Consider the following 26,172-nt stretch of genomic DNA (forward strand, 5'->3'; position numbering starts at 1 on the left):
CACTGATTTCCACCAGATGCCGCAGGCGCTCCTCCGGAGGAACGCTTATTAGTGATGGTGCAGGAACCCGGTGCAGCCGGGAGCGGGCCGGCGCCCGGATTCCCGTGCGCGCCCCACAACGGAAGGTGGACGAAGATGCAGCAGGAGATCGAACCTTCGGCGGTCGTAGACTGTCTCGGGCTCTACTGCCCGATGCCGATCGCGCTGACGAAAGAAGGCATGGAGAAGATCGCCGTCGGCGAGGTGCTCGTGGTCGAGGCGGACGACCCTGCCGCGGAAGAGGATATCAAGCGCTGGGCGAACCGGACGGGGCACGAGATCGTGAAGTTTGAGAAGGATGACGGAATCCTGCGATTCTTCATTCGGAAGGTGAAGTGAGATGAGAGATAACATGATGTATGCGGATAAGACCGTGAACTGCGTGGGCATCTGCCAGTCGCCGATGCTCTCGATCGAGACCGAGATGGATGTGCTCGACGAGGGACAGATCCTCCAGGTGACGACCGACAAACCGGACCTCGTCGGGACGGTCAGGTCCTGGGCCGCGGATAAGGGACATACGATCGAGGAGGAACTCGTCGCCTCGGGCGTGACCACCCTCATCCTGCGCAAGGGAGCGGCGGTCACGGCAGAGGCGAGGTGATCGGATGGACGCCGACGGCTACGTGGACGCCAGGGGGACCTACTGCCAGGCCCCGCTCATCCTGCTCAAGGAGGGGATGGACAACCTTCCCGAACGCGGCGTCCTGAAGGTCGACGTGGACAACGCACCGACCGAGGAGGACGTCAGGGTCTGGGCAAGGCGGATGGGCCACGAGATCGTGGGCGAGGAGAAGGCCGGGGAGAAGACCACCTTCTCCATCCGGAAAGGAGGCTGAAGTATGGCACGGATACTGTATATTCAGACGAGCGGCACCGATACCCCCGAACGGCTGTACGCACCGTTCGTCCTCGCGATGACGGCGCGCACCATGGACATGGACGCCGACATCTACTTCATGATCAAGGGGGTGACGGTCGTCAAGAAAGGGGCGGCCGAGAAGATCCAGGTCGGGAACTTCCCGAAACTCTCGGAGATGCGGGACCAGGCGATCGCCGCGGGGGCGAAGATCTACATCTGCGAGCAGAGCACCCAGCTCCTGGGTATGGAGCGGGGGGACTTCATCGAGGAAGGAAAGGTCGTCGGCGCCATAACCTTGAACGATCTCGCGGTCGATGCCGAAGCGGTCATCACGTTCTAGGGAGGGCAGGGTATGGCAGAGCGGATCTACCTCGACCACGCGGCGGCGACACCGGTCCGCCCGGAGGTCCTCCGGTTCGGGATGCGATTCCTCGACGGTTTTGCCGGCAACCCCTCGACGATCTACCGCGAGGGCCTCGAGGCACAGGCGGCCGTCGCGCGAGCCCGCGAGCAGGTCGCGGCGCTCGTCGGGGCGAGCGATCCGGGCGCGATCGTCTTCACGAGCGGGGCGACCGAGTCGAACAACATCGCGATCCGGGGGACGGCGCTCCGGAACAAGAGGTCCGGGAAGGGGGTCGTGGCGAGTGCCGTCGAGCACATATCGGTCCTGAACCCGGCAAAAGACCTCCAGAAGAGCGGGTTTGCCTTCACGCAGATCCCGGTCGACCGCTACGGCACGATCGATCTCGACGCGCTCGGGACGGCGGTGACGCCGGAGACCGTCGTCACCTCGGTTCAGTACGCGAACGACGAGATCGGGACGGTTCAGCCGATCAGGGAAGTCGCGGAGATCGTCCACGACCGGGGAGGGGTCCTCCACGTCGACGCCACCGATGCCGCGGGGAGGATGCCGATCGACGTGGAGCGCGACGGCGTCGACCTTCTCACCCTCTCCGGAAACCCGCTCGGCGGGCCGCAGGGGACGGGGGCGCTCTATGTCCGCCCCGGCGTCCGGGTTCAGCCGGTCCTCGTGGGGGGCGGGCAGGAGCGCGGTCTCCGGCCGGGGACCGAGGACGTCTTCGGGATAGCCTGCATGGGGGAGGCGGCACGGCTCGCGGCGGCGGAGATGCCGGGGGAGAACGAGCGCCTCCGCGCGATCCGCGATGCGCTCATCGCCGGAATCTCGGAGGTCGAGGATGCGTTCCTGACCGGCCACCCGACGGAACGGCTGCCGCACCACGCGAGTTTCCGCTTCTCCCGGATCGAGGGGGAGAGCATCCAGCTCGCCATGAACGCCTTCGGGATCGCGATCGCCACCGGGTCGGCATGCACCTCGCGGACGCTCGAGGCCTCCCACGTCCTCCTCGCGATCGGGCTCGCCCACGCCGAGGCGCACGGGTCGATGGTCGCGACGCTCGGCCGGAGCAACAGCATGGAAGAGGTGCCCCGGATCGTCGAGGCCGCGAGAGAAACAGTTAAACGTCTCCGGGCCATTACACCGCTGTAGGTAGAGAACATGGCGGACCAGGTAGGCTACAGCCAGAAGGTGATGGAACACTTCATGAACCCGCACAACGTCGGGGTGATCGAGAACCCTGACGGCTACGGCAAGGTCGGCAACCCCGTCTGCGGGGATATCATGGAGATCTTCATCACGGTCAAAAACGACGTCATCGAGGACATCAGGTTCCGGACGTTCGGGTGCGGTTCGGCGATCGCGACGAGCAGCATGGTGACCGACATGGCGAAGGGGAAGACGCTTGAGGAGGCGCTGAAGATCACCCGCGACGACGTGGCGACCGAACTCGAGGGGCTCCCGCCAAAGAAGATGCACTGCTCGAACCTTGCGGCGGACGCACTCCACGCGGCGATCGAAGATTACCGGGGAAAGCAGAAGGGTAAGTAAGAGCCCATGGCTCTACCGGGTATTGGTGCGTCTCACGCGAAGCCGCGAAGTGCGACGTTCCGCAGGAACGGAGCATGAGCACCGTCAGGTGCGAAGAACGCGAAGTCTGGCTTACGGTTGTTGACGACTTCCCTTCGCGGCTTCGCGCCTTCGCGTGCGGGCAACGAGGTCTGGCCGCCTAGCACCGGTAGATCAGGGTCAGGATGGTCTTTGCGAGGTCCAGGCTTTTGCCCCGGTTGACCATGAGCGTGTCCAGGCGGAGGGCGTGCTCGATCCCGGCGGGGTCGCGGACGTCCTGGATGAAGACGTCGATGAAATCCTCGTAGAGGTCGCAGGTCCCGGCGGACGAGGGCTCTTTTCCGAAGGCCCGCATCAGGGCCGCCGCCGGGCCGCTGACCGGGGTATCGCCGATGAAGGGGCTGACGGCGATGACGCGTTTTTCCCGGAGCGCCTCCCGCACCCCGGCGCACTCGAGGATCGGCGAGATGCTCGTGACCGGGTTGCTCGGCCCGACGACAACGGCGTCGCTCGCCTCGATCGCGGCGAGGACCTCGTCGGTCGCGACCGGGAGCTCGTCGAACCGCCGGACCACGCCCTCGATCGCCACGTCGCCCCGGTGCTTCACCCAGTACTCCTGGAAGTGCATCTCGCCCCGGTCGGTCCGGACGTAGGTCGTCACCTCCGAGTCGGTCATGGGGAGGACGGTCGCCCTGATATTGAGCCTCCGGCAGAGTGCCCCGGTCGCCTCCGTGAGGCTCATCCCGCCCCGGAGCATCTCGCCCCGGGCAACGTGGACCGCCCGGTCCTGGTCTCCGACGGCGATGAACTCGTCGATGCCGAGCCTCGCGAGGAGGTCATGGGTGATGTAGGTGTCGTCGCGGATCCCCCACCATTTGTTGGTGTCGAGGAGGTCCGCAAAGAGGTACATGACCGTGTCGACGTCGGGGGAGAGATGGTTGCCGGAGAGCCACATGTCCTCGGCCGTGTTGACGACGACCGCGATCTCCCGCTCGTCCAGCAGCTCCCGCATGCCGCGGAGGAGTTTCGGGGTCCCGGTGCCGCCCGATAGGAAGGTTATCATTGGATAATTAGCGTATCAGGCCCGGCTGTATATGTAATTTATCAATTATGCCGGGAAGTACACCGCCCCAGGTTTACGAAACGGCGTGTCGTATGACCGCCATGATGTCCCAGGCGAGCGATTCCGCCTGCCGCTCGTGGAGGAGGCGGGTCTCGAGGCGGAGCGAGCCTTTGACCTCGTCCGGGTCGTGGATGTCCTGAACGAAGACGTCGACGAAGTCCCGATAGAGCCGGAAGACCCCCGGAGAGGTCGGTTTCTCGCCGGCGGCGTACATCAGGGCGGCGTCCTTCGGGTCCGGCGCGGCGCTCCCCCGGAAGGGGGAGACCGCGACGACGAACGCATCGCGAAGGAGGTCCCGCATCCCCTCGCAGTCGAGGATGGAAAGGACGCTTGCGGCCGGATGCGCCGGGCCGATCACCACGGCGTCGCTCGCCTCGATCGCCGCCCGGACCTCGTCCGTGACCGGGGGGCGAGCGGGTCCGGTGCGGACGAGTTCCCGGACCTCGGTGTCGCTGCCGGCCATCCGGTAGAAGAAGAGCGGGAGGCGTTCGGTCCCGGTGTCGACGAGGAGGGAGGCCTCGGCGTCGGTCGCCGGGAGGACCGTCGCCCCGATGTTGAGCGCCCGGCTCTGGACCCCGACCGCCTCGGTGAGGCTTTTCCCCCCGGAGAGGAGGGCCGCCCGGGCGATCTGGACGGCCCGGGCGCGGTCGCCGACCGGGAAGGGCTCGCCGCCCCCCACCTTCGGGAGGTAGTTGTGGGTGGCGTAGGTGTCCCCCTTGATCCCCCACCCCCGGCCGGTATCGAGGATGCCGGCGAAGAAGTAGACCGCGGTGTCGATCTCGGGCGCGAAGTGGCTCCCCGATACCGTGCAGTTCCCGGCGGTGGACGCGACCACGGTGATCTCGGAATCGTAGAGGATCTGCCGGGCGCCCCGGATGAGGGCGGACGCTCCGGGCCCGGCCGAGAGGAAGGTGATCATGGTTGTGTGTCTTTGTACGTGGGGTGTCCGGGGGGTTAACAGTTTCATTCTGCCGGGGCGTGGGGGGATATTGCCGGGGGTTGAGTCTTGATGCTCTCGATCTCAGGGTCCCGGGCTCTCGCCCTGACATGGTTCCCGGCGATCCGCGTCGCAGTGCCGGCCGTGGGGGCGCCCATCTACGGGGTCCAGGTGCACCGGGAGCCGGAATAGGTGAGTGGTTAAAATACGATTAAGATATAAGGCGAAAACAAGAACGGAAGAATACCATGTATCCATTTACAGACCGGTTCATGTCCAGCGCTGAAAATGTCGAGTTCCTGAAAGCCACAATGATGGGGCCAAACGCCATGCGGGTATCAGAGGAACTCTCGTCGCACCTGAAGATCAATGAGAATATGCGAATCCTTGACCTCGGCTGCGGGCAGGGTCTATCCACGCTGTTTCTGGTGAAAAAATATGGCGCGTCCGTCTTCGCCGCCGACCTCTGGATCTCGCCGACTGAAAACTACGAGCGTTTTCAATCTCTCGGGATTGATGATAAGGCCGTTCCGATCTCCGTAGACGCGACCAAGGGGCTGCCTTTCGCAAACGGATATTTTGATCTGTTGTTCACCGTGGACGCTTACCATCATTTTGGCGATACGGAGGAGATGCTTCCGTCGCTCATTCCTTTTGTGAAAAAAGGCGGCTATATTGCCGTGGCGATTCCCGGCATAAAGTATGAATTCGGGGAGAATGTCCCCGACGAAATGAAGCCGTTCTGGAATGATGAGGTGGCAAGGACCATACACTCTCTTGACTGGTGGAAGGAACTGTGGAGCAGGGCAAAGGGCATTGAAATAATTGACATTCGCGAGATGCTCTGCTGTAACCAGACGTGGGATGAATGGCATACCGCGCATTGGGAAGGTATCGAGGAAGATATAAAGATGAGGAAAGCTGAAAACGGGAATTACTATAACCTCATTCAAATGATTGCTAAAGTAATCTAACCTGTTCGCTGTACAAGAGCAGAACCGCAGAACCCTGTCGGCGTATTGGCAGGTGCGGGACGCGCCGTAGAGCCCGTGGACCTGCCTCAATAGAGGGGAGATGAAGCAGGAAGCAGCCCCGCCCTCAGGGCGGGGCAGTTCACTTCTGCTGCTTGAGCCACTCGTCGTATTGCTGCACATGCTCCATCATGGTGCAGGCGAGCGCTTTGAACGCCTCGGGCGACAGTCGTGCATCCAGTATCACCCGTTTTTGAACTTTATCCGTGTAAATATCGCCATTCTGATTGATTTTGAACTCAGGCTGATCGTAGGTCAACGCCAACTGGCCGAAATTCGGGTTCAATGTCACGATAGCGCCGTCGATGTGAACCGTCCTGAACTCAGGATCCGTTACTATCTCAAATTTCAACCCTTGCTCCGGGTTTTTTGCGGCCATGTTGAACTCACACCCTGGTCTCTGCCTGTTTTGCGCCGGTGATTGTCGGTTTCGTATTGAAGGCGTCCCTTCCGGCAGGTGTCCGGTCGAATCGCCAGTTCTCGGGATCGGTCTCACCGCTTCTCTTCACAGTTCCCGGATACATGGTGCAGGAGTTTCCGCTATCGCTCGAGGTGGGTTTATACTGCTTGACCAGGCTCTCGGGAGGAAGCACCACGTCGCACAGGGCGTTTAACATCTTTTTTCCATAGTCTGTCGATGTGTAATACACCTTCCTCCGGTCGCCGACATCCTCCAGCGTTCTCACCTTCTTCGCGATGAGGCCCCCATCGACCAGAGACTTCAGGATGCGGTCCATCTCGCTCGGGTTCGCCCCGAAGGTCTCCTTGAGTTCGTTGAAATGCATCTCCTTCCCGAGGGTAAGCGCTATGTATACGGCCCATCTGGCATCCGTCGAGAGTTCCATCACGGACTCACGAACCTCAACAGGTACCCGGTTTAAGTGAGCCTCCACAGTTGTCCGGTCCATGCCAACACCCCTTTAGAATAGTTCTATTATTGTAACTTATATCAATCTTTCCTGACGAATAAGTTACATTACAGCAACCCCCATCGTTATGTATCCCGCAGACGAAAACCTGTCAAATGAGCCATAGAGTGCTGAGACCCGACGAAAGCGCAGACAGGGTTCAGTTATACAGGCATTTCAAGGAACATACCAACATCGCGATCTATGGCTCATTCCAGCAGTCACGGAAGAGAGACCTGCTCGCATTGAGGGAGTACTTGCGGGCAAATGGCTACCTCAACGCCAGGATCTCTGAAGATTATTCTGAGAGGCTGGATCCCGGGACCGAAGACGGACCCATAAAGGATATCAAACTCAGCGACCTGCTGATGGATGAGGGTTCCATTCACATCTTTGTTTTCGTCAAAGAAAACCAGGATGAGCATTATCTTATTCAGTCGGTTTCGATGGAATTCCAGCGCTTAAGCACGTTAATGCAACATGGGATAAAGGAAGATCAGCCGGCTGCAATTTATATTGAAGAAGGACTGGAGAAGATTGCAGGGGGCGTCTTCAAGGGACGGATTGCACAGAACGAGCATGGGTGGGACATAGACTTCTTCAAAAACATCGAGCAGATCTACAAACCGGCAAGGCGCTTCTGCGAGCGCAGCCTTGCTGAACTCTATGGATTCTAGTATAGATATTCGGCATTGTTGGAGAACCCACAGACGTTTCTAATCTCTTCCGGAGCTGTACGCGCAGCTTCACCTATCAAAAAATCGATTTGCCCGGCCTTTCGCTGCCGGAACGCCCCGGACCGCCGCACGAGCGCCACAGCCCCCACAGGAGAACCAGGACCCACCCGGGCGCCACAATTTCACACCCCGCGCGCTCTCAAATACCTTTATCACTTCTCTCCAAAGATTCTTAATTGAACGGATGAAGATCATCAAGGATCCGGTGCACGGCTACGTCGAGGCGGACGCGACGACGCTCAGACTGCTGGACTCGGAGGCCGTCCAGCGGCTCCGCCACGTCTCCCAGCTCGGCTTTGCGAACCTCGTCTACCCCGGCGCAAACCACACCCGGTTCGAGCACTCGCTCGGGACGATGCACCTTGCCGGCCTGATGTGCCGGGAACTCGACCTCGACGACGATGAGACGAAACTCGTCACCGCCGCCGCCCTCCTCCACGACATCGGCCACGGCCCCTTCTCCCACGTCACCGAGCCGGTGATGGAGGAGTTCACCGGGCGGAGCCACCACGAGATCGGCCACCTCGTCGGGGAGGGAGCGATCGCCGGCATCCTCGAGTCGGAGGGGATCGACCCCGCCGAGGTCTGCGCCGCCGTCTCGGGCGAGCACCCTCTCGCGAGCATCATCCACGGGAGCCTTGACGTCGACCGGATGGACTACCTTATGCGGGACGCCCACTACACCGGCGTCCCCTACGGGACGGTCGACGCCCACCGGCTGATCCGGTGCACGATCCTCACCGGGTCGGGGATCGCGCTCCACGAAGGCGGGATCAACGCCGCCGAGTCGCTCCTCATCGCCCGGACCCTGATGCGACCGGCGGTCTACTTCCACCATGTCAGCAGGATCGCGACGAGCATGTTCGTCCACGCCCTCCGCGAGGAGGTCCGGAACGTGCCGGGCACGGACGCATGGGAACTGATGCGGATGGACGACGCGGCCTGCATGGAGCGGCTGAAGCACTCGTCCTGCCCGATCGCCCGCGATCTCGCCCGCCGGGTCTACTACCGCGACCTCTACAAGCGGGCGCTCTATGTCGGCGAGGACCGGGTGAACGCCGCCGCCTTCCGGCAGGACCCCGGCCCCGCCCGCGAACGGGAGATCGCCATCGCCATCGCCGAGATCGCAGGTATCCCGGCGGAGGAGGTCCTGGTCGACATCCCCCCGCTCCCGGGGGCGCTCTCGATGGAGGTCCGGGTCAGGAACAGCCACGCGATGCTGGATCTCGAGGAGGTCTCGCCCCTCATCAATACCATGAACGATACCCGGCGGCAGCAGTGGCGCCTCGGCGTCTACACGACGCAGGAGCACCGCGACGCCGTGGAGCAGGCCGCGACGGAGATCCTCCGGGTGAAGCGGGCGACAAAGCAGGATAAGCTTGTAGTTGCATAACAGTTGAGGAGCACATGACAAAGGAATTCGTCGTCGGGGTCACCGGGGCAAGCGGGGTCGTCTACGCCCGCAGGCTGCTCGAGGTGCTCTGCGATCAGGCAACGGTGCATATCGTCATATCCGAGACCGCCCGGCAGATCGCCGGGATCGAGGGTGTGAACCTTACGGGGTTCGACGCCATATACGCCGAGAACAGCAACCTCGCGGCCGATATCGCGAGCGGCTCGTTCCGCTACGACGGGATGGCGATCGTCCCCTGCAGCATGAAGACGCTTGCGGCGGTCAGCAACGGCCTCGCGGACAACCTGATCGGCCGGGCGGCGGACGTCTGCCTCAAGGAGCGGCGCCCCCTCCTCCTCCTCCTCCGGGAGATGCCCCTCTCCCGGATTCACTTAAAGAACATGCTTGCCGCCGACGAGGCCGGCGCGACCGTGATGGTCGCAAGCCCCCCCTTCTACCAGCACCCACAGACCATCGACGACCTCGTCGATATGGTGGTGGCCCGCGTGCTCGACCACATGAAGGTGGAACACAGCCTCGGCACCCGATGGAGCGGATGAGAATTGCGCGAATTCATTGAACTGATGCGAAAAGAGGGCAGGGTCGAGGAGATCGAGACCCCTTGCTCGACCGTGTACGAGGCTCCCCGCATGGCGAGCCGGACCGATAAGATCCTCTTCTTCCACGACCTCGATGGCCACCGGGCGGTGATGAACCTCCTCGGCGACAGGCAATCGCTTGCAGCGGCGCTCGGCGTCGGCGAGCGTGACCTGGTGCCGCATCTGGCCGCCATGAACTACGGCGGCCGCATCGTGGACGCGGGACGGCTGCAGGGCGGCATCGCCGCCGACCTCTCCCGCCTCCCGATCTTGAAGCACTTCCCGGGAGACGCCGGACGCTACCTCACGTCGGGGATCGTCTTCTCCCGCTACGGCAACGTCGAGAACGCCTCCGTCCACCGGATGATGGTCCTCGACGACCATCGTGTCGTCGCCCGCCTGGTGGAGGGAAGGCACACCCACACGCTGCTGAAAGCAGCCCTCGCACGCGGGGAGAAGCTCCCGGTCGCGGTCACGATCGGGACCCACCCCCTCGTGACGTTCGCGGCCTGCACCCGCGTCCCGGAGGGGAAAGAGCTCGCCTACGCGGCGGAGCTGATGGGCGGGGAACTCTCCGTCCGCGAGTGCGGGAACGGCGTCCGGGTCCCCGACGCCGAGATCGTGCTCGAGGGCTATATCAGCGCCGAGAAAGCGGCGGAGGGGCCGTTCGTCGACATCACCGGCACCTACGACCCCATACGGCAGCAGCACGTCATCGAGTTCACCCGGATGTACTGTAAGGAGGACCCGATCTACCACGGTATCCTCCCTGCCGGCGACGAGCACAAACTCCTGATGGGAGCGCCCTACGAGCCGAAGATCTACCGCGCCGTCGGCGAGGTGACGACGGTGCGTGACGTCCTCCTCACGAAGGGCGGCGCCGGCTACCTCCACGCGGTCGTCCAGATCCGGAAGAACACCCAGGGAGACGCGAAGAACGCCATCATGGCGGCGTTCGCCGCCCATACGTCGTTGAAACACATCGTCGTGGTGGACGAGGACATCGATATCCGCGACCCCCACGACGTCGAGTACGCGATCGCAACGAGGGTCCGGGGCGATACCGACATCATGGTCGTCACCGGCGTCCGGGGCTCGTCGCTCGACCCGACCCGCCTCGGGGACGGGACGAACGTGAAGGTCGGCGTCGACGCCACGATGGTGATGGGGAAAGAGGACGAATTCAGGAGAGCGGAGTGGCCGTAGATGTACCTGGAGAAGGATGACGAGAGGGTGCTCGCCGGCGAGTTCGGCGAGACCCGCCAGAAGATGATGGAGATCCTGGTCGCGCTGGGAGAGGTCTACGGGGCCGAAAAACTCGTCCCGATCGCGAGCGCCCAGGTGAGCGGTGCGTCCTACAAGACGATCGGCAGGTGGGGGCTTGCCTGGCTCAGAAGCCTCGACGCCCGGGCGGCGGTCCCGGCGGTCTTGAACCCCATCGGGATGCCGCGGGAGGGATGGCAGGAGTTCGGGATCGCCGAGGAGTTCGCCGCCCGCCAGGCGGAGGTCGTCGAGGCCTACCGGCGGCTCGGGATCAAACTCGAGTGCACCTGCACCCCCTACTACCTCCGCATGACGGAGTATGGAGAGCACCTGGCCTGGTCGGAGTCCTCGGCGGTCGCCTACGCGAACTCGGTCCTCGGCGCCCGGACGAACCGGGAAGGCGGGCCGAGCGCGCTTGCGGCGGCGATCATCGGAAAGACCCCGTATTACGGCCTCCACATCGTCGAGAACCGGCGGCCGCAGGTCGTCGTCGAGGTCGAGAGCGGCGCGGGTCTCCACGCCGACCACTGGGGCGCGATCGGGTATCTCGCCGGGAAGAAGGTGGGGAACCGGATCCCGATCTTTGAGGGTATCCGGCCGGGCCGCGACAACCTCAAAGCCCTCGGCGCCGCGATGGCGGCGAGCGGGGCGGTCGCGCTCTTCCACGTCGAGAAGATCACCCCCGAAGCGAGGGTCTTTGAGTTTTCGACCGGCGACCTCGACCGGGTGACGGTGAGCGGGGACGAGATCGAGGCGCTCTTCGCCGAGAAGGAGGTCGAGGCGGTCGCGGTCGGCTGCCCGCACTGCTCGGCGGACGAACTGAGGGAGATTGCGGAACTTCTCAGAGGAAAGACGACGACGAAACCCTTCTACATCTTCGTCGCCCGGGGGGTCGCAGCGGAGAACGCCGATCTCGTCGCCGCGATCGAGAAGAGCGGCGCCCGGGTGATCCCGGACACCTGCATGGTCGTCTCGCCCCGGATGGACGAATTTTCATCGATTATGGTCGACTCGGGCAAGGCCTTCGCCTACGTGCCCGGGATGTGCGGCGCGCTCGCCCGGATCGGGACGAGAAGAGAGTGCGTCGAGGTCGCGACGTCTTGAGGGCGGTTCTCACTGCCCCACTACAGTTTTTAAAGAGGTCCCCTGGAGGTCAAACCACTGACTTCCCTCGAAGGACGTGAAGTTCAGCATGGTTACCTGTAACTCCCTTCGCGGCTTCGCGCCTTCGCGTGAGGCCGTATCACTGCTCATGAACCGTCAAGCTCACGCGACGCCGCGAAGGATGCGAAGTTCGGTATACGGGTGCCCGCAACTTCCTTCACGCCTTCGCCCGAAATCTACCGTTATCCGAACGCGTTAACTCACGCGAAGTGGAGGTGAGAGTTAGAAACTCACGCCCCCACCGTTTTGACGTCGAGGACCTGCATCAGGCTCTCGTCGAGCATGTAGCCTCTGAGCCGGTCGCGGTTGCCCCGCAGGCTCTCGATGCTGTTGATCCCGGCAGCGCCGAGGAGTTCGGAGAGTTCGAGCGTCCAGGCGTGGATCAGGTTCGCGACCTGCGTCGAGGCCTCGTCGGGGTTCAAGCGCGCGACGAGGTCCGGGCGCTGGGTGGCGATCCCCCAGGGGCAGAGGCCCCGGTAGCAGTTCCCGCAGACCCGGCAGCCCATCGCCGCGAGCGCCGCGGTCCCGATGTAGACCGCGTCAGCACCGAGAGCGATCGCCTTCGCGATGTCGGCGCTCCCCCGGATGCCGCCGCTCGCGATGACCGAGATCTCGTTTCTGATCCCCTGGCTGCGGAGTTTCGCATCGACGCTCGCGACCGCGGCCTCGATCGGGATCCCGACGTGGTCGCGGAAGACCTTCGGCGCCGCGCCCGTCCCGCCCCGGAACCCGTCGATGACGACGGCGTCGGCCGGCGAGCGGGCGATCCCGGCGGCGATGGCCGCCGCGTTATGGACGGCGGCGATCTTCACGAAGACCGGCTTCTTCCACTCCGTCGCTTCCTTGAGCCCCCGGACGAGCTGGGAGAGATCCTCGATGCTGTAGATATCGTGGTGCGGAGCGGGGCTGATCGCGTCGCTCCCTATCGGGATCATCCGGGTCTTCGAGACCTCCTCGTTGACCTTCTCGCCCGGCAGGTGCCCGCCGATACCGGGCTTCGCGCCCTGGCCGATCTTGATCTCGATCGCGGCGCCGCGCTCCAGGTAGTCGATGTTCACGCCGAACCGCCCGGAGGCGACCTGGACGATCATCCGGTCTTGGTAGGGGTAGATCGCCGGGTGCAGGCCGCCCTCCCCGGTGCCCATGAACGTCCCGGCCTCCTTTGCCGCCCGGGCCATCGCCACCTGGGCGTTGAGGCTGATCGCGCCGTAACTCATGTGCCCGATCATGATCGGGGTCTCGACGCGGAGGTTCGGGGTGAGCGCCGTCCGGAGTTCGACGTCGCCGCCCTCCCGCCGCCGGAGATCGAGCTTCGCCGGCTTCTTCCCGATATGGGTCCGGAGCTCTATCGGCTCGCGGAGCGGGTCGAGGCTGGGGTTCGTGACCTGGCAGGCGTCCAGGACAAGACGGTCGAAGATGACCGGGTAGTCGAGCGCGTTGCCCATCCCGGCGAGGATGATCTTCCCCGTCCGGGCCTGGTTGTAGATCGCCTCCCGGGTCTCGCGGGTCCAGAGCGGGTGGCTCCGGTAGTCGCAGGGTTGCTCCTGGAGCAGGATGGCGTCGCGGGGGCAGCAGGCGATACAGCGGTGGCAGGCGGTGCAGTTCCGGGAGTTGATCAGGATCTTATCGCCGTCCCACCGGTAGACGCCGTAGGGGCAGTTCTCGACGCACCGCCCGCACTCCATGCACTGCACCCTATCGATGCTGATCCGGTAACGCGGAGGAACGCTCCCGATCATCATGCGACAACCCTCCCGATCACCGGCTCGCCTGCGGCCGGCGTCGTGATCGACTCGACTTTGGGCTCCATCGCCCGGATAGCCGCTTCCTCGCTTGAGATGTAGAGGCGATCCCCGCACTCGCCGACGACCATCGGCCGGAGCTTGCTCCGGTCGGTGAACCCGACCATCATCTCGCGGTTCGCGGCCACGATCGCGAACGGCCCGTTCATCATCGCGGAGGCGTAGGCGAGCCGGATGGCGCAGTTCCACTCCCGCGTGGTCTCGGGCATCCGGTCGATCTCCTCCCAGAAGGGAGGGGCGAGCGCCCTGACCGCGAGATCGACGTCGAGGCCGTGCCGCCGGACCAGGAGGTCGATCAGGTAAGCGACGACCTCGGTGTCCGTAAACATCGTGCAGGTGTAGCCGAAGCTCTCGATGTAGCGCCGGTTGGTCCCGTAGGAGGTGATCTCGCCGTTGTGCACGACGCTCCAGTCGAGGAGGTTGAACGGGTGGGCGCCGCCCCACCAGCCGGGGGTGTTCGTCGGGTAGCGGTTGTGCGCGAGCCAGAGGTAGCCTTCGTAATCCTGGATCCGGTAGAAGTCCGCGACATCTTCGGGCCAGCCCCCGGCCTTGAAGACGCCGAGGTCTTTGCCGGAGGAGAAGATGAGAGCCCCCTGGCGGGCGGCGTTGATCCGCATCGTGAGAGCGCTGACGATATCGTCCTCCGGGGTGGCGCTGCCGGGGACCGCGAGGGACGCATCGGGCTTGAAGAAGTAGCGCCAGGGGGTGTGGACCGCCCGGAGGTTCGGGAGGTCGTGGGTGGGGATCGGCTCGTCGTACTCGACCGTCCCCCACTGCGCGAGCGCCGCATCGAGAGCGGGCTTGTTCTCGCGAAGGTTGTCGAAGAAGACATGGAGGGCGTAGTAGTCCCGGTAATCGGGGTAGATGCCGTAGGCTACGTACCCCGCCCCCTCGCCGCTGCCGCGCTCGTTCATCATGGAGAGGGCCTTTCGGATGCCGGAACCGTCCATCGTCCGGCGTGTTCTGTCCATTACGCCAATTATGCCGCACATTGCCATCACGGTCGATCCGCTCCCCGCCCCGCACCTCCCGGGGGGTAGGGGAACGCTCTGATCAGTATTGATCCGCCAAATATAAATATAATTGGAAGGAAGTTTCCTTCTACATGTCTCTCGACATCACCTCAGCGCTGCTCGAGCGTATCGAACAGGACAATGTCCGGTTCCTCCGGCTGCAGTTCACCGATCTCCTCGGCATGCCAAAGAACGTCGCTATCCCGGCGAAGCAGGCCGAGAAGGCCCTGACCGACGGCATCGGACTCGATGGGTCGTCGATCGAGGGATTCGCCCGGATCGAAGAGTCCGACATGGTGCTCAAGCCCGACACCTCAACCTACGCCATCCTGCCCTGGCGCCCCCACGAGAACGCAGTCGCCCGGTTCGTCTGCGACGTCTGCAAACCGAACGGGAAGCCGTTCGAGGGCGACCCGCGCTACGTGCTCCGGAAGGTGATGGAGGATGCGGCAAAAGACGGCTACGTCTTCAACACCGGACCGGAACTGGAGTTCTTCCTCTTCCGGATGGTCGACGGCCGGCCGACCACCCAGTTCCAGGACGGCGGCGGTTACTTCGACCTTGCCCCGACCGATCTCGCCGAGGATGTCCGGCGGGAGATCGTCCTCGCGCTCACCGAGATGGGATTCGAGATCGAGGCGTCCCACCACGAGGTCGCCGAGAGCCAGCACGAGATCGACTTCAAGTACAGCGATGCCCTGACGACCGCCGACCGTGTCGTGACGTTCAAGTTCGCCACCAAGACGATGGCGCTGATGCGCGGCCTGCACGCCTCGTTCATGGCAAAGCCGATCTACGGCATCAACGGGAGCGGGATGCACGTGAACTGCTCGCTCGCGAAGGATGGGAAGAACGCCTTCTACGATGCTGACGCCCCTCTCCAGCTCTCGGAGACCTGCATGCACTTCATCGGCGGGCTGCTCAAGCACGCGCCGGCGATCACCCGGGTCGCGAACCCGACGGTCAACTCCTACAAGAGGCTCGTCCCCGGCTACGAGGCGCCCTGCTACATCTGCTGGAGCGCGAGCAACCGGTCGGCACAGGTCCGGGTCCCGGCGCCACGCGGCAACAGCACCCGCGTCGAGTTCCGCAGCCCCGACCCGACCTGCAACCCCTACCTCACCTTCGCCGCGATGCTCACCGCCGGCATGGACGGGGTCCGGAACAGAATCGAACCCCCGACCGACGTTCACAAGAACATCTTCCACATGACGGCCGCCGAGCGGAACCAGGACGGGATCCCGACCCTGCCGGGGAGCCTCTACGACGCCCACCAGGCCCTCCTCGCCGACGATCTCATCTGCAAGGCGCTCGGTCCCCACGTCGTCGACGCGCTCACGACTGTCGCGAACGCCGAGTGGGACGCCTTCCGGACGGCGGTCCACCCCTGGGAGCTCGACCGCTACCTCGCGATGTACTAACCCCCTTTTTGCAGCAACTGCCGGGAGCCCGGGGAGGACACCCCCGGACCCCCCCTTCGAGAGAAAAGACCCGCCGGAACGGATCGGGCGGCCTGATCAACCGCCCCGCTCTTATCGAGAGACAGGTTCATCGGCTCTGCCATACACCGAACGATCTGCCCGATCCCACAATGTTCTTAACGCCATAGCCGCATAGATGCCCCGTACCGGCCCGGCCGGGGAGGATTATGACGCAGAGGAAGGATATCGACGCCATGCGGCGGAAGCGGGAGATCGACGGCCTGGTTGGGGCGTTATCGGACCCGGACACGATCGTGCGGCTGACGGCGGCCGAAGCCCTCGGCACCGTCGGCGACGAACGGGCGCTTCAGCCGCTCGAGCGGTTGAAGTTCTCGGACCCGGACGCGGGCGTCCGGCGGGCCGCGTCGTTTGCCCACGCCCAGACGGCGGGGAGAGTCGCGGGCAGGAAGGCGGCGGAGAGACGGCCCGGCGGGACGTAGCCGAAAGGGATCCCGGGGACGCGGAAAGGCATATATGCGCCGGGGGCGTGCACTGCAAAAGACGACCAGGAGACTGTTATGGCGACACTGGACGATATCGATATGATGCGTAATGCCCGGGACGTCGACGGGCTGATCCAGGCGCTCGGCGACGCCGACGAGTTTGTCCGGGCCGAGGCGGCCCTCTCGCTCGGGACGATCGCCGACCCGGTGGCAAAGGAGCCGCTCGAGAAGATGCGGAGCGACGACCCGAGCGTCTCGGCCCGGGAAGCGGCCGCGACCGCCTACAAATGGGTGGTCGGCCGGATCGAGGAGGTCGAGGCGACCCGGGGGAGCCTGGAGTCCAGGCTCCCGAAGACCTGGTGAGACCGGCTCACAGGACGACGAAGTTGAGCCAGAGGATCGCGGTGCCGATCGCGACCGTGACGAAGAGGACGAGCATCCCGACCTTCAGGAACTCCACGAACGATATGGAGATCTCGTTCCTCGCCGCGATCCCGAGGACGACGACGTTTGCCGACGCCCCGATAGCCGTGCCGTTCCCACCGAGACATGCGCCGAGCGAGAGCGCCCACCAGAGCGGATAGGTGTCCATCGAGACGCCCATATCCTGGATCAGGGGGATCAGGGTGGCGGTGAGGGGGATGTTGTCGACGATCGCCGAGGCGATGGCGGCGAACCAGGCGATGATCAGCATGGCCTCGCCCTCCGAGTGGACGTTGTTCACGACGAGACCGGCGACGGCCGCGATCGTCCCGGTCTCGACCAGGGCGCCGACGACGATGAAGAGCCCGCCGAAGAAGAAGAGGGCCGGCCACTCGATCTTCTCAAATATCTCCTCCGGCGGCTGCCGGCTCCAGAAGAGGAAGATCGAGGCGCCGATCAGGGCGACAAGGGCGGGTTCCAGGCCGAGATGGTCGTGGACGAAGAACATCCCGACGACGAGGGCGATGACGGCGACCGATTTGTTGAAGAGCGACCGGTCGCGGATCGCCTCCTGTTCGTTCAAGTCGGCAAGCGTCTTTGCGATCCCCTCCTGCTCCGCGGCCGAGACGCGGAGCTCCTTTCTATAGATCAGGAAGAGCATCCCCATGACGACGATGAGGTCGACGACCATGATCGGCCCCATGTTGACGATGAACTCGTTGAACGTCAGGCCCGCCGCCGAACCGATCATGATGTTCGGCGGATCGCCGATGAGCGTCGCCGCCCCGCCGATGTTCGAGGCGAAGATCTCGGCGATCAGGAAGGGCAGGGGATTGATCCGCATCACGTTCGCGATGTAGAGGAGCATCGGCGTGAGGAGGAGGACCGTGGTGACGTTGTCGAGGAACGCGCTCGTGACCGCCGTCACGACCGAGAAGAGGAGCAACACCCGTATCGGACTCCCTTTTGCGAGTTTTGCCGTCTTTATCGCGATGTACTCGAAGAGACCGCTGCCGCGAGCGGTGTTGACGATGATCATCATCCCCATCAGGAGGAAGATGGTGCCGAGGTCGATGTACTCCGGGATCTTCTCCCAGGGGACGATATGGAGAAAGACGATGATCGAGGCGCCGAGCATCGCCGCCACCGCCCGGTGGATCCGCTCGTCGATGATGAGCGCGTAGGTGAAGAGGAAGACCGCGACGGCGATCAGTTCCGGGCCGACGATCATGCTCCGCCACCCCGACAGTTGAGGCACGTCAAGAGAGACTGGGATATGGACATAGAACTCCCCGAAAAGAATGAATTGTTGAATTCAGATACGCGTGACCCCTGCATAATCATGCCGGTCGACTCAACGCAGGGAGAATGAAACCGGGGCACCCGGCACGTAAAACCCGGGGTTGCCGGGCGAACCGGCCCGGTTCAGCCAGCCGCAGGAGATCCGCCCCGGACCCGCAGGAGGAGGATCTTGTAAGCCTCCCCGGCAAGGAGCACCGGGAGGCCGAGCAGGGCGAGGAGACCCCAGTCGGCGAGCGTCAGCGGTGCGGTCCCGAGGAAGGCGTTGAAGACCGGGACGTAGACCACCAGCGCCTGGAGGACGAGGCTCCCGAGGATCGCGAGGACCAGGGCGGGGTTCGAGAAGAATCCGATCCGGTGGAGGGGGAACCGGAACGACCTGAAGTTCAGGACGTTGTAGAGCTCAAAGACGATGAGCCCGGTGAACGCCATCGTCCGCGCTCGGTCGAGGTCGGTCTCGTAGATGCCGGAGAAGGCGTAGAGGGTCAGGATACCGAGCCATGCGCCGAGGATGAGGATGACGAGATATGCGTTCCGCGTGAGGATGGCCTCTTCCGGGTCCCGCGGCCGCCTCTGCATGATGTCGCGCTCGGCGGGTTCGAGACCGAGGGCGAGGGCGGTGACGCCGTCGGTGACCAGGTTGATCCAGAGGATCTGGACGGGGATGAGGATCAGCGGCAGGCCGAGGAGGAGCCCGCCGACGATCGCGACGAGTTCGCCGACGTTGGAGGAGAGGAGGTAACGGGTGAACCGGGCGATGTTGTCGTACTCCCGCCTCCCCTCCTCGACGCCGGCGACGATGCTCGCGAAGTTGTCGTCGACGAGGACCATGTCGCTCGATTCCCTGGCGGCGTCCGTCCCCTTGATCCCCATGGCTATCCCGATGCTCGCCTTCTTCAGCGCCGGAGCGTCGTTGACGCCGTCGCCGGTCATGGCGACGACCGCCCCCTCCCGCGAGAGGATATCGATCACCCGGAGTTTGTGTTCCGCCGTGACCCGCGAGAGGACCTTCGTCCTCCGGAGGCGGCGGGCGATCTCGTCGTCGGCCATCGCTTCGAGGTCGGTCCCGGTCAGCGCCCCCTCGCTTGCGAGGCCGAGATCGTGGGCGACGGCGCAGGCGGTCAGCGGGTTGTCCCCGGTGATCATGACGACGTCGATCCCGGCGCTCCGGCAGAGCCGGATCGCCTCCGCCGCCTCGGGCCGCGGCGAATCGACGATCCCGGCGAACCCGAGGAAGGTCAGGTCGTCCTCCACGGCCTCCGCGGTCCGCTCGATGCCGGGGGGGAGCGGGCGGCAGGCCGCCCCGATCACCCGGAGCCCCCGGGACGCGTACTCCTCGATCTCGTGGAGGATGGCCTCGCGGCGGCCGGTCGTGAGCACGACGGCCGATCCTGCAGCGATGAGCCGGGACGAGCGGGCGAGGAGGACCTCCGGCGCCCCCTTCACGTAGGCGACGTCTCCCCCATCCTCCCGGTAGATGACCGTCATCCGCTTCCGGGTGGAGTTGAAGGAGAACTCCTGTGCCGCCTCCGGCATACCCTCGCGGGAGAGGCCGGCTTTGGCCGCCGCGACCACGAGCGCCCCTTCGGTCGGCGTGCCGAAGACCCGCCAGCCCTCTTCTCCGGGAGAGAGGGTCGCGTGGTTGCAGAGGAGGACGGTGCGCAGGAATCGCCGGAGCCCCCGGTCGGCGAGCGGATCGACGGGTTTCTCCTCAACGAGGAACTCACCCTCCGGGATATACCCGGCCCCCGTGACCTCGGCCTCCGTGTCGGGCGTCCGCACCCGGACGACCGTCATCTCGTTCCGGGTGAGCGTCCCGGTCTTGTCGGTGCAGATCACCGAGACCGCACCGAGGGTCTCGGAGGCCGGGAGGTGGCGGATCAGGCAGTTCCTCCGCATCATGCTCTTGATGCCGACGGCGAGCGTCAGCGTCACGACCGCCGGGAGGCCCTCGGGGATGACCGCCACCGCGAGCGAGACCCCGACCAGGAACATCTCAAGGAGCCCCCGCTCCTGCAGGATGCCGACGGCGACCGCAAGGATCGCGATGCCGAGGGCGATCAGGCCGAGGTCGCGGCCGAGACGGTCCATCTGCCGGGCAAGGGGCGTCGTCTCGTCCCCGACCCGCTGGGAGAGGCCGGCGATCCGCCCGAACTCCGTCTGCATCCCGGTGGCGACCACGAAGCCCAGCCCGTGCCCGTTGACCACCATGGTGCCGGCAAAGGCCATGTTGCTCCGCTCGGCGAGTGCGGTCCCGGCCCGGAGCGTGCCCTCTGCCTTGTCGACGGGCGAAGACTCCCCGGTTAGCGGCGCCTCGTCCACCTCGAGCGACGTCCCCTCGACGATGAAGAGGTCGGCGGGCACCTGCTCCCCCATCTCGAGGAGGACGAGGTCTCCCGGCACGAGCGCGGACGCATCGATCTCCTGCCGTTCCCCGCCCCGGACGACCGCGGCGCGCTGGACGAGCATCTTCTTCAAGGCCTCGATCGCCTCCCCGGCCCGCCACTCCTGGGAGAATCCGAGAAGGGCGTTTAAGAAGACGATGGCGAGGATGGCCGCGGCGTCCAGGGGCTCGCCGACAAAGAACGAGATCGCAGCGGCGACGATCAGGATGACGATGAGGACGCTCTTGAACTGTCTGAGGAAGACCTGGAGGCGGGTCTCCCTCTCCTCCGCCCGGAGGACGTTCTCCCCGTAGCGCTGCAGCCGTCCGGCCGCCTCCTCCTCGCTCAGACCCTCGGGGCCGGTATCGAGCTCGCGCCGGACATCGTCGGGGGTGAGGCTGCACCAGTCAGGCAGGGGATTCCCTCCCGGTGACGGCACCCTGCTCCGGCGAGGGTCGAGGCGGCACGTGCATATCCCCCGGTTCCGGCGATCGCCTACATAAAGGTAGAGGCCTCGACGGTCTCCGACAGGATTATATCTCCCGACCCGCCTGATGGAGGCCGGGCCGCGTGTCGGCCCGGGGAGGAACAGCAATGAGCAGAATAGCGGTCCTGATCACGGATATGTTTGAGGATGTCGAGTACACAGAGCCCGCAAAAGCCTTCCAGGAGGCCGGCCACGACCTCGTCCATGTCGGCCTCTCCGCGGGAGAGACCGTTCACGGGAAGAAGGACCGGACACCGGTCGCGATCGACCGGGCCGCCTCCGACGTCTCGGCGGACGACTTCGACGCGCTCTTCATACCGGGCGGCTACTCGCCCGACAAACTCCGGGCCCACGATGCGCCCGTGGAGTTCGTGCGTGCCTTCATGGAGAGCGGCAAACCGGTCCTCGCCATCTGCCACGCGCCCCAGCTCATGATCACCGCGCAGGTGCTCGAAGGGCGGAAGGTGACGGGCTGGAAGTCGGTCGCCCAGGATATCAGGAACGCCGGCGCGGAGTACATCGACCGGGAGGTGGTGATCGACGGCAACCTGGTCTCGAGCCGCCAGCCCGACGATATCCCGGCGTTCATCGAGGCGTCGCTGGCTAAACTCAAGGAAGCCGGCGGCGGGAAGACGGCGAGGCCCGCGGCCGCAGAGCAGCGGTGAGGCGGAAAAACCCGCCGCACAAACTCTTTATGGATGCGGCCCGCACCTCCTCTTCAGGATGAGTCCTGCAGGTCTGTCGGAGGACGCACGGGCATGGGGCAGGCCTGCAGGTATCGTTCTTTCGACGGCGCTCTTACTTCTTGCCGACCTCGCCTTCGGCGCCGGAACCGTCTACCCGCACCTCTTCTACGCGGTGATCGCCCTTTCCGCGTTCTGGTACGGGCGGCAGGCGGCCGCCGTCGGATTCCTGCTCGCGGCGATCCATATCGCCGTCGAATATCTCCTCTCCGGGACCGTCGGTCCCGATGCGCTCGCGCGTGCCGGGAGTTTCATCGCCGCCGCATACCTGCTCGGCTACCTCTTCGAGCTCGCGGGCCGGCGTGCCGACCGCCTGCACTTCCGTATCGGCGAGCAGGAACCCGGCGCTCCCGCGTGCGACCGGAACATCCGGAGGCTCATCTCCCGGCTCGCGAGCCGGGACCCCGATACGCGCTACCAGGCGGCCGGGTGCCTGGGCGATGCCGGCGATCCCGCCGCCGTCGGACCGCTCGCAGCCCTCCTCGAGGATGAGGAGAGCGGCGTCCGCTGGAAGGCGGTGGAGGCGCTCGGTAGACTGGGTTCCCCGGCCGTCGGGCCGCTCGCGGAGAGCCTGCAGAGCGACGACCCCGACGTCCGGTGGATGGCCGCGGTCGCTCTCGGCGATATCGGCGACCCCGCGGCGATCCCGGCGCTGATGGAGGCGCTCGAGGATGAGGATACGTATGTCCGGAGCCGGGCGGCCCTCGCGCTCGGCGCCATCGGCGAGCCCGCACGGGAGGGCCTCATCGCGGCCCTCCACGGGGGGACGGGCGGGTCAGGTGGGGGGCGGCCCTCGCCCTCGGCGGCATCGGGGGAGAGAGCGCTGTTACGGCGCTCGTCGGTGCGTTCCGAGATCCCGACCCGGAGATCAGGCGGCGTGCCGCGAGCGCGCTCGGCGATATCGGCGAAGCGGCCGTCCCCTCCCTCATCGGGGCGCTCGCAAGCGACGAGGCGGACCTGCGGCGGGAGGCGGTCGCCGCCTTCGGGCTGATGGGAAGACTGGCGGTCGGACCGCTCATGGCAACGCTCGGTTCCGGGGACCGGCGGGCCCGTGCGGGAGCGGCGGCAGCCCTCGGCGAGATCGGCGACCCCCGGTCGGTCGACGCCCTGATAGCGGCGCTCCAGGACGACCAGAAAGAGGTGCGCGAGGCCGCGCGGCAGGCACTCGGCAGCATCAGGAAGACATAACACCTCTAAAGGAGCAACCTGAAGGCTATGACTGACGAGACCCGGATCGATGAACTGGTCGCCGGCCTCCGGCAGGGCCCTCTCGAGGTGCGCAGGAGAGCAACCGCCGAGCTCGGAGCGAGCGGAGAGGCGGCGGTCAGGCCCCTGATCGCCGCGATGCTCGATAGCGACAACGACGTCCGGTGGTACGCCGCCCGTGCGCTGGTGCAGATCGGCGAGCCCGCGGTCGGTCCCCTCCTCGAGGCGATGCGCGACGAGGAGGACCGGGACTTCCGGCGGTACGCCACGGCGGCCCTGACCGGGATCGGCGACGCTGCCGTCGAACCCCTCGTCGGCGTCATCGAGCGCGCCGACCCGACCCTCCAGCCCTTCGCCGCGATGGCCCTCACCCGGATCGGCAAGCCGGCGGTCGAGCCGCTCCTCCGCCTGATGAAGAGCCCGGACCCCAGGACCCAGGAGCGGGCCGGACTCCTCCTCTGGAAGATGGGGGAGACGGGGGCCACGCCGCTCACGGAGGCGCTCGTGGCAGGCAGCCGATCCGCGAACAATAAATGATCCGGCGGCCATCAGATCAGTAAGGGTCTGGATGGCGCCAAATACCGCAGAGACTCCCCGCCGGCTCCTGCGGGACGGGGATATCGGGGAACCGATGAGAGTTCTGGTCGCAGGGACGTCGGCTACCGGCGTCTTTGCCGCCTTCCTCCTGGAGGCTCCCGCCACCAACGCGGTTCTCTGGTCCCTCCTTTTCATTCCTGCAACACTCGCCGGCTACCATTACCGCGAGAAGGGGATCGCCGTTGCCGCCGTGCTCGGCCTCGCCTCGATCGGGATCGTGGCCCTGCGGCCCGACCCCAACCCCGCCATAATCCTCCCGTTCGCCGCCATGATCGCCCTCGCGTCGCTCGCATCGACCCTCGGCTACTCGGTCGAGCGGGAACGGGTCCGCCGCCGGGAAGCCCTTGAACTGGCTCCGGGCGGGGCGTTTCTCCTCAGCCGCAGGGACGCCGCGATCGAGGACGCGAACGGGGAGTTCGCGGAACACCTCGGCTACACGGGAGAGGAGATGCAGGACCTCCCGGTCTCGAAGATCTGGCCCTACGCCGACGACCGCGCGCGCTTTCTCGGGCTCGCGGAGCCGGGCGGGAAGACCGCGGTCGTCGAGACGCGGTTCGTCGGCCGGGACGGCGTCTTGCACAGGTTCATCCTCTCGGGGCGCTCTCTCGACGATGAGACAATACTCTGCCGTGCCGGAGATATCACCCGCTACCGGGAGGTGGAGGCGGCCTTAAAGGCCGAACATCGCCGCCTCCTCTCGGTCCTCGATACGCTCCCCGCATACGTCATCCTCCTCGGAGAGGACCATACCTTCCGGTACGCCAACAGGGCGTTCCGCGAGACCTTCGGCGACCCGGAGGGCAGGCCCTGCTACGAGGTGCAGCGCGGCTCCCGCCGGCCCTGCAACCCCTGCCGCGGGACGCTGGTCTTCACCCTCAGGAGCCCGCAGCGGTGGGAGTGGGACCACACTGCGAACGGGAAGACCTACGAGGTCCACGCCTACCCGTTCACCGACACGGACGGGACGGACCTGATGCTCCAGCTCGGCGTCGACATCACCCAGCGGGTTCAGGCGGAAGAGGCGCTCAAAGGGATCGCCGGGAACCTCCAGGCAAAGAACCGGGAACTCGAGGTGCTGCGGAGCCAGCTCTGCGTCGTCAACCAGGACCTCGACGAGATGGTCAGGGAGCGGACCGCCGACGTGGAGAAACTCCTCGCCCAGAAGGACGAGTTCATATCGCAGCTCGGCCACGACCTCAAGACGCCCTTGACCCCGCTCGTCGCGCTCATGCCGAGGATCATCGAGCGGGAGCAGGACCCCTCGCTCCGGCGCCTTCTCGAGATCGCCGGCCACAACGTCACCTACATGAAGGACCTGGTCCAGAAGACCCTGCAGCTCGCCCGGATGAACTCCCTCTACATCGAACTCGACCTCGAGCCCCTCGACCTCCGGGCCGAACTCGAGAGCGCCATCCGAAACTATACGGCCCCGTCCAGGGCGAAGGCCATCACCCTCGCGAACAACGTCCCGCCGGGGCTCGTCGTCAGGGCCGACCGGGTCCTCCTCGGCGAGGTCTTCAACAACCTGCTCGCGAACGCCGTCAAGTACATGCAGAACGAGACGGGGACGATCACCGTCGACGCCGCCCGCGACGGGAAGACCGTGCTCGTCTCCGTCAGGGACACCGGGATCGGCATGACCCGCGAGCAGCTCGAGAAGGCGTTCATCGAGTTCTACAAGGCCGACACCTCCCGGCACGACCTCGAGTCGCCGGGACTCGGTCTCACGATCTGCCGGCGGATCGTGGAGCGGCACGGCGGGCGCATCTGGGCCGAGAGTGACGGCGAAGGGAGGGGCTCGACCATCATATTCACCCTCGAGGCGATCGACGGGCCGTGACGGGGATCCATAACCTTATATGTACCACAGTTCGAGAGAGAACTACCAGGGACCCGGGAGGTCCGGGGAAGGGGCAAGATGGCGGAAGCACCGTGCCGGCGGATTATGGTCGTCGATGACGACGTCTTCATCCTCGAAGTGATGAAAGAACTCTTCGAACCGGAGGGGATCGGGGTCGTCGCCGCGGAGAGCGGCGATGCCTGTATCGGGGAGCTGGAGAGAGGGTTTAAGGGCGTCGTCCTGATGGACGTCATGATGCCCGGAAAGGATGGCTGGGAGACGATCGCGGAGATGATCGACCGCGACCTCATGGAGGGGAACGTCGTCGCGATGCTCACGGCAAAGGACATCCCCGACGGAGAGCTGGACTACTTAAAGGAGCACGTCATCGACTACATCACGAAACCGTTCGAGGCGGATGAGATCGTGACCGTCGTGAAGGGCTACCTCGACTACCTCGGGTGAGGGGGGACG

General features: G+C 65.1%; 28 protein-coding genes and 1 pseudogene. 21 read left to right on the forward strand and 8 right to left on the reverse strand.

The genetic code is table 11. The features are described 5' to 3' along the window. The first annotated feature begins 135 nt into the window (after positions 1-135). The 6 genes from F8E02_RS01340 to nifU are packed head-to-tail and all read left to right on the forward strand — an operon-like array spanning position 136 to position 2,807. Positions 136-378: a sulfurtransferase TusA family protein gene (locus tag F8E02_RS01340; RefSeq protein WP_317063640.1), complete on the forward strand. Its 243-nt coding sequence runs from the start codon at positions 136-138 to the stop codon at positions 376-378. 1 nt (position 379) lies between these two features. Then, on the forward strand, positions 380-643 hold the full coding sequence (locus tag F8E02_RS01345) for a sulfurtransferase TusA family protein (RefSeq protein ID WP_317063641.1): 264 nt from the start codon (positions 380-382) through the stop codon (positions 641-643). A gap of 4 nt (positions 644-647) precedes the next feature. Next, on the forward strand, positions 648-878 hold the full coding sequence (locus F8E02_RS01350; RefSeq protein WP_317063642.1) for a sulfurtransferase TusA family protein: 231 nt from the start codon (positions 648-650) through the stop codon (positions 876-878). Positions 879-881: 3 nt separating this feature from the next. Further along, the gene (locus F8E02_RS01355; RefSeq protein ID WP_317063643.1) at positions 882-1,241 is read left to right on the forward strand and encodes a DsrE family protein; all 360 of its coding nucleotides are present in this window, start codon (positions 882-884) and stop codon (positions 1,239-1,241) included. Positions 1,242-1,253: 12 nt separating this feature from the next. Continuing rightward, positions 1,254-2,408: a cysteine desulfurase family protein gene (locus F8E02_RS01360; RefSeq protein ID WP_317063644.1), complete on the forward strand. Its 1,155-nt coding sequence runs from the start codon at positions 1,254-1,256 to the stop codon at positions 2,406-2,408. A gap of 9 nt (positions 2,409-2,417) precedes the next feature. Beyond that, entirely contained in the window at positions 2,418-2,807 is a 390-nt protein-coding gene (gene nifU, locus F8E02_RS01365; RefSeq protein WP_317063645.1) for a Fe-S cluster assembly scaffold protein NifU, read from the forward strand. A 178-nt stretch (positions 2,808-2,985) separates the two neighbouring features. On the opposite strand, the gene cofD is transcribed toward nifU, so the two are convergent. Further along, the gene (gene cofD / locus F8E02_RS01370; protein ID WP_317063646.1) at positions 2,986-3,888 is read right to left on the reverse strand and encodes a 2-phospho-L-lactate transferase; all 903 of its coding nucleotides are present in this window, start codon (positions 3,886-3,888) and stop codon (positions 2,986-2,988) included. 73 nt (positions 3,889-3,961) lie between these two features. Beyond that, on the reverse strand, positions 3,962-4,867 hold the full coding sequence (locus F8E02_RS01375) for a 2-phospho-L-lactate transferase CofD family protein (protein WP_317063647.1): 906 nt from the start codon (positions 4,865-4,867) through the stop codon (positions 3,962-3,964). Positions 4,868-5,133: 266 nt separating this feature from the next. Between F8E02_RS01375 and F8E02_RS01380 the strand changes: the two genes are divergently transcribed. Next, positions 5,134-5,859: an SAM-dependent methyltransferase gene (locus F8E02_RS01380; protein ID WP_317063648.1), complete on the forward strand. Its 726-nt coding sequence runs from the start codon at positions 5,134-5,136 to the stop codon at positions 5,857-5,859. A gap of 139 nt (positions 5,860-5,998) precedes the next feature. Here F8E02_RS01380 and F8E02_RS01385 read toward each other — a convergent pair whose 3' ends face one another. Together F8E02_RS01385 and F8E02_RS01390 are read right to left on the reverse strand one after the other, a co-directional pair. Beyond that, positions 5,999-6,295, reverse strand: coding sequence for a hypothetical protein (locus F8E02_RS01385; RefSeq protein WP_317063649.1), 297 nt, complete (start codon positions 6,293-6,295; stop codon positions 5,999-6,001). 7 nt (positions 6,296-6,302) lie between these two features. Continuing rightward, the gene (locus tag F8E02_RS01390) at positions 6,303-6,824 is read right to left on the reverse strand and encodes a MarR family winged helix-turn-helix transcriptional regulator (protein WP_317063650.1); all 522 of its coding nucleotides are present in this window, start codon (positions 6,822-6,824) and stop codon (positions 6,303-6,305) included. 116 nt (positions 6,825-6,940) lie between these two features. Here F8E02_RS01390 and F8E02_RS01395 point away from each other — a divergent pair, with 116 nt between their 5' ends. The 5 genes from F8E02_RS01395 (at position 6,941) to F8E02_RS01415 (ending at position 11,920) form a co-directional block, all read left to right on the forward strand. After that, the gene (locus F8E02_RS01395; protein ID WP_317063651.1) at positions 6,941-7,501 is read left to right on the forward strand and encodes a hypothetical protein; all 561 of its coding nucleotides are present in this window, start codon (positions 6,941-6,943) and stop codon (positions 7,499-7,501) included. Positions 7,502-7,745: 244 nt separating this feature from the next. Next, on the forward strand, positions 7,746-8,954 hold the full coding sequence (locus F8E02_RS01400) for an HD domain-containing protein (protein ID WP_317063652.1): 1,209 nt from the start codon (positions 7,746-7,748) through the stop codon (positions 8,952-8,954). 14 nt (positions 8,955-8,968) lie between these two features. Continuing rightward, on the forward strand, positions 8,969-9,514 hold the full coding sequence (locus F8E02_RS01405) for a UbiX family flavin prenyltransferase (RefSeq protein WP_317063653.1): 546 nt from the start codon (positions 8,969-8,971) through the stop codon (positions 9,512-9,514). 3 nt (positions 9,515-9,517) lie between these two features. Beyond that, positions 9,518-10,759: a UbiD family decarboxylase gene (locus F8E02_RS01410; RefSeq protein WP_317063654.1), complete on the forward strand. Its 1,242-nt coding sequence runs from the start codon at positions 9,518-9,520 to the stop codon at positions 10,757-10,759. Next, positions 10,760-11,920: an aconitase X catalytic domain-containing protein gene (locus F8E02_RS01415; RefSeq protein WP_317063655.1), complete on the forward strand. Its 1,161-nt coding sequence runs from the start codon at positions 10,760-10,762 to the stop codon at positions 11,918-11,920. It abuts the gene before it with no gap. A gap of 290 nt (positions 11,921-12,210) precedes the next feature. On the opposite strand, the gene F8E02_RS01420 is transcribed toward F8E02_RS01415, so the two are convergent. Together F8E02_RS01420 and F8E02_RS01425 are read right to left on the reverse strand one after the other, a co-directional pair. Then, positions 12,211-13,722, reverse strand: coding sequence for a glutamate synthase-related protein (locus F8E02_RS01420; protein ID WP_317063656.1), 1,512 nt, complete (start codon positions 13,720-13,722; stop codon positions 12,211-12,213). Further along, complete coding sequence (locus F8E02_RS01425) at positions 13,719-14,774, reverse strand: class II glutamine amidotransferase (protein WP_317063657.1); 1,056 nt, start codon at positions 14,772-14,774, stop codon at positions 13,719-13,721. Before F8E02_RS01425 ends, F8E02_RS01420 begins: the two co-directional genes overlap by 4 nt. A 113-nt stretch (positions 14,775-14,887) precedes the next feature. Here F8E02_RS01425 and glnA point away from each other — a divergent pair, with 113 nt between their 5' ends. From glnA to F8E02_RS01440, 3 genes are all read left to right on the forward strand, one after another. Beyond that, complete coding sequence (gene glnA / locus F8E02_RS01430) at positions 14,888-16,216, forward strand: type I glutamate--ammonia ligase (protein ID WP_317063658.1); 1,329 nt, start codon at positions 14,888-14,890, stop codon at positions 16,214-16,216. A gap of 227 nt (positions 16,217-16,443) precedes the next feature. Further along, on the forward strand, positions 16,444-16,716 hold the full coding sequence (locus F8E02_RS01435) for a HEAT repeat domain-containing protein (protein ID WP_317063659.1): 273 nt from the start codon (positions 16,444-16,446) through the stop codon (positions 16,714-16,716). A 78-nt stretch (positions 16,717-16,794) separates the two neighbouring features. Further along, a complete protein-coding gene (locus tag F8E02_RS01440; RefSeq protein WP_317063660.1) occupies positions 16,795-17,082 on the forward strand; it encodes a HEAT repeat domain-containing protein in 288 nt (95 codons plus the stop codon). 7 nt (positions 17,083-17,089) lie between these two features. Here F8E02_RS01440 and F8E02_RS01445 read toward each other — a convergent pair whose 3' ends face one another. Then, positions 17,090-18,373, reverse strand: coding sequence for an ArsB/NhaD family transporter (locus F8E02_RS01445; protein ID WP_317063661.1), 1,284 nt, complete (start codon positions 18,371-18,373; stop codon positions 17,090-17,092). A 194-nt stretch (positions 18,374-18,567) separates the two neighbouring features. Next, positions 18,568-21,264: a cation-translocating P-type ATPase gene (locus F8E02_RS01450; RefSeq protein ID WP_317063662.1), complete on the reverse strand. Its 2,697-nt coding sequence runs from the start codon at positions 21,262-21,264 to the stop codon at positions 18,568-18,570. A gap of 155 nt (positions 21,265-21,419) precedes the next feature. On the opposite strand from F8E02_RS01450, the gene F8E02_RS01455 reads away from it, so the two are divergent. The 6 genes and pseudogenes from F8E02_RS01455 (at position 21,420) to F8E02_RS01485 (ending at position 26,163) form a co-directional block, all read left to right on the forward strand. Then, entirely contained in the window at positions 21,420-21,977 is a 558-nt protein-coding gene (locus F8E02_RS01455) for a type 1 glutamine amidotransferase domain-containing protein (RefSeq protein WP_317063663.1), read from the forward strand. A gap of 58 nt (positions 21,978-22,035) precedes the next feature. After that, positions 22,036-22,779 (forward strand): annotated as a pseudogene (locus F8E02_RS01460) (HEAT repeat domain-containing protein); the annotation flags it as partial. An 83-nt stretch (positions 22,780-22,862) separates the two neighbouring features. Further along, a complete protein-coding gene (locus F8E02_RS13055) occupies positions 22,863-23,243 on the forward strand; it encodes a HEAT repeat domain-containing protein (RefSeq protein ID WP_394357920.1) in 381 nt (126 codons plus the stop codon). Positions 23,244-23,270: 27 nt separating this feature from the next. Further along, positions 23,271-23,798: a HEAT repeat domain-containing protein gene (locus tag F8E02_RS01475; protein ID WP_317063665.1), complete on the forward strand. Its 528-nt coding sequence runs from the start codon at positions 23,271-23,273 to the stop codon at positions 23,796-23,798. Positions 23,799-23,829: 31 nt separating this feature from the next. Then, on the forward strand, positions 23,830-25,698 hold the full coding sequence (locus F8E02_RS01480) for a sensor histidine kinase (protein WP_317063666.1): 1,869 nt from the start codon (positions 23,830-23,832) through the stop codon (positions 25,696-25,698). A 78-nt stretch (positions 25,699-25,776) separates the two neighbouring features. Next, positions 25,777-26,163 carry a response regulator gene (locus tag F8E02_RS01485; protein ID WP_317063667.1) on the forward strand — a complete coding sequence of 129 codons (387 nt, stop codon included), beginning with the start codon at positions 25,777-25,779 and terminating at the stop codon, positions 26,161-26,163. Positions 26,164-26,172: the final 9 nt, after the last annotated feature.

The sequence above is a fragment of the Methanoculleus caldifontis genome (genome assembly GCF_032842345.1).
Taxonomy (GTDB): domain Archaea; phylum Halobacteriota; class Methanomicrobia; order Methanomicrobiales; family Methanoculleaceae; genus Methanoculleus; species Methanoculleus caldifontis.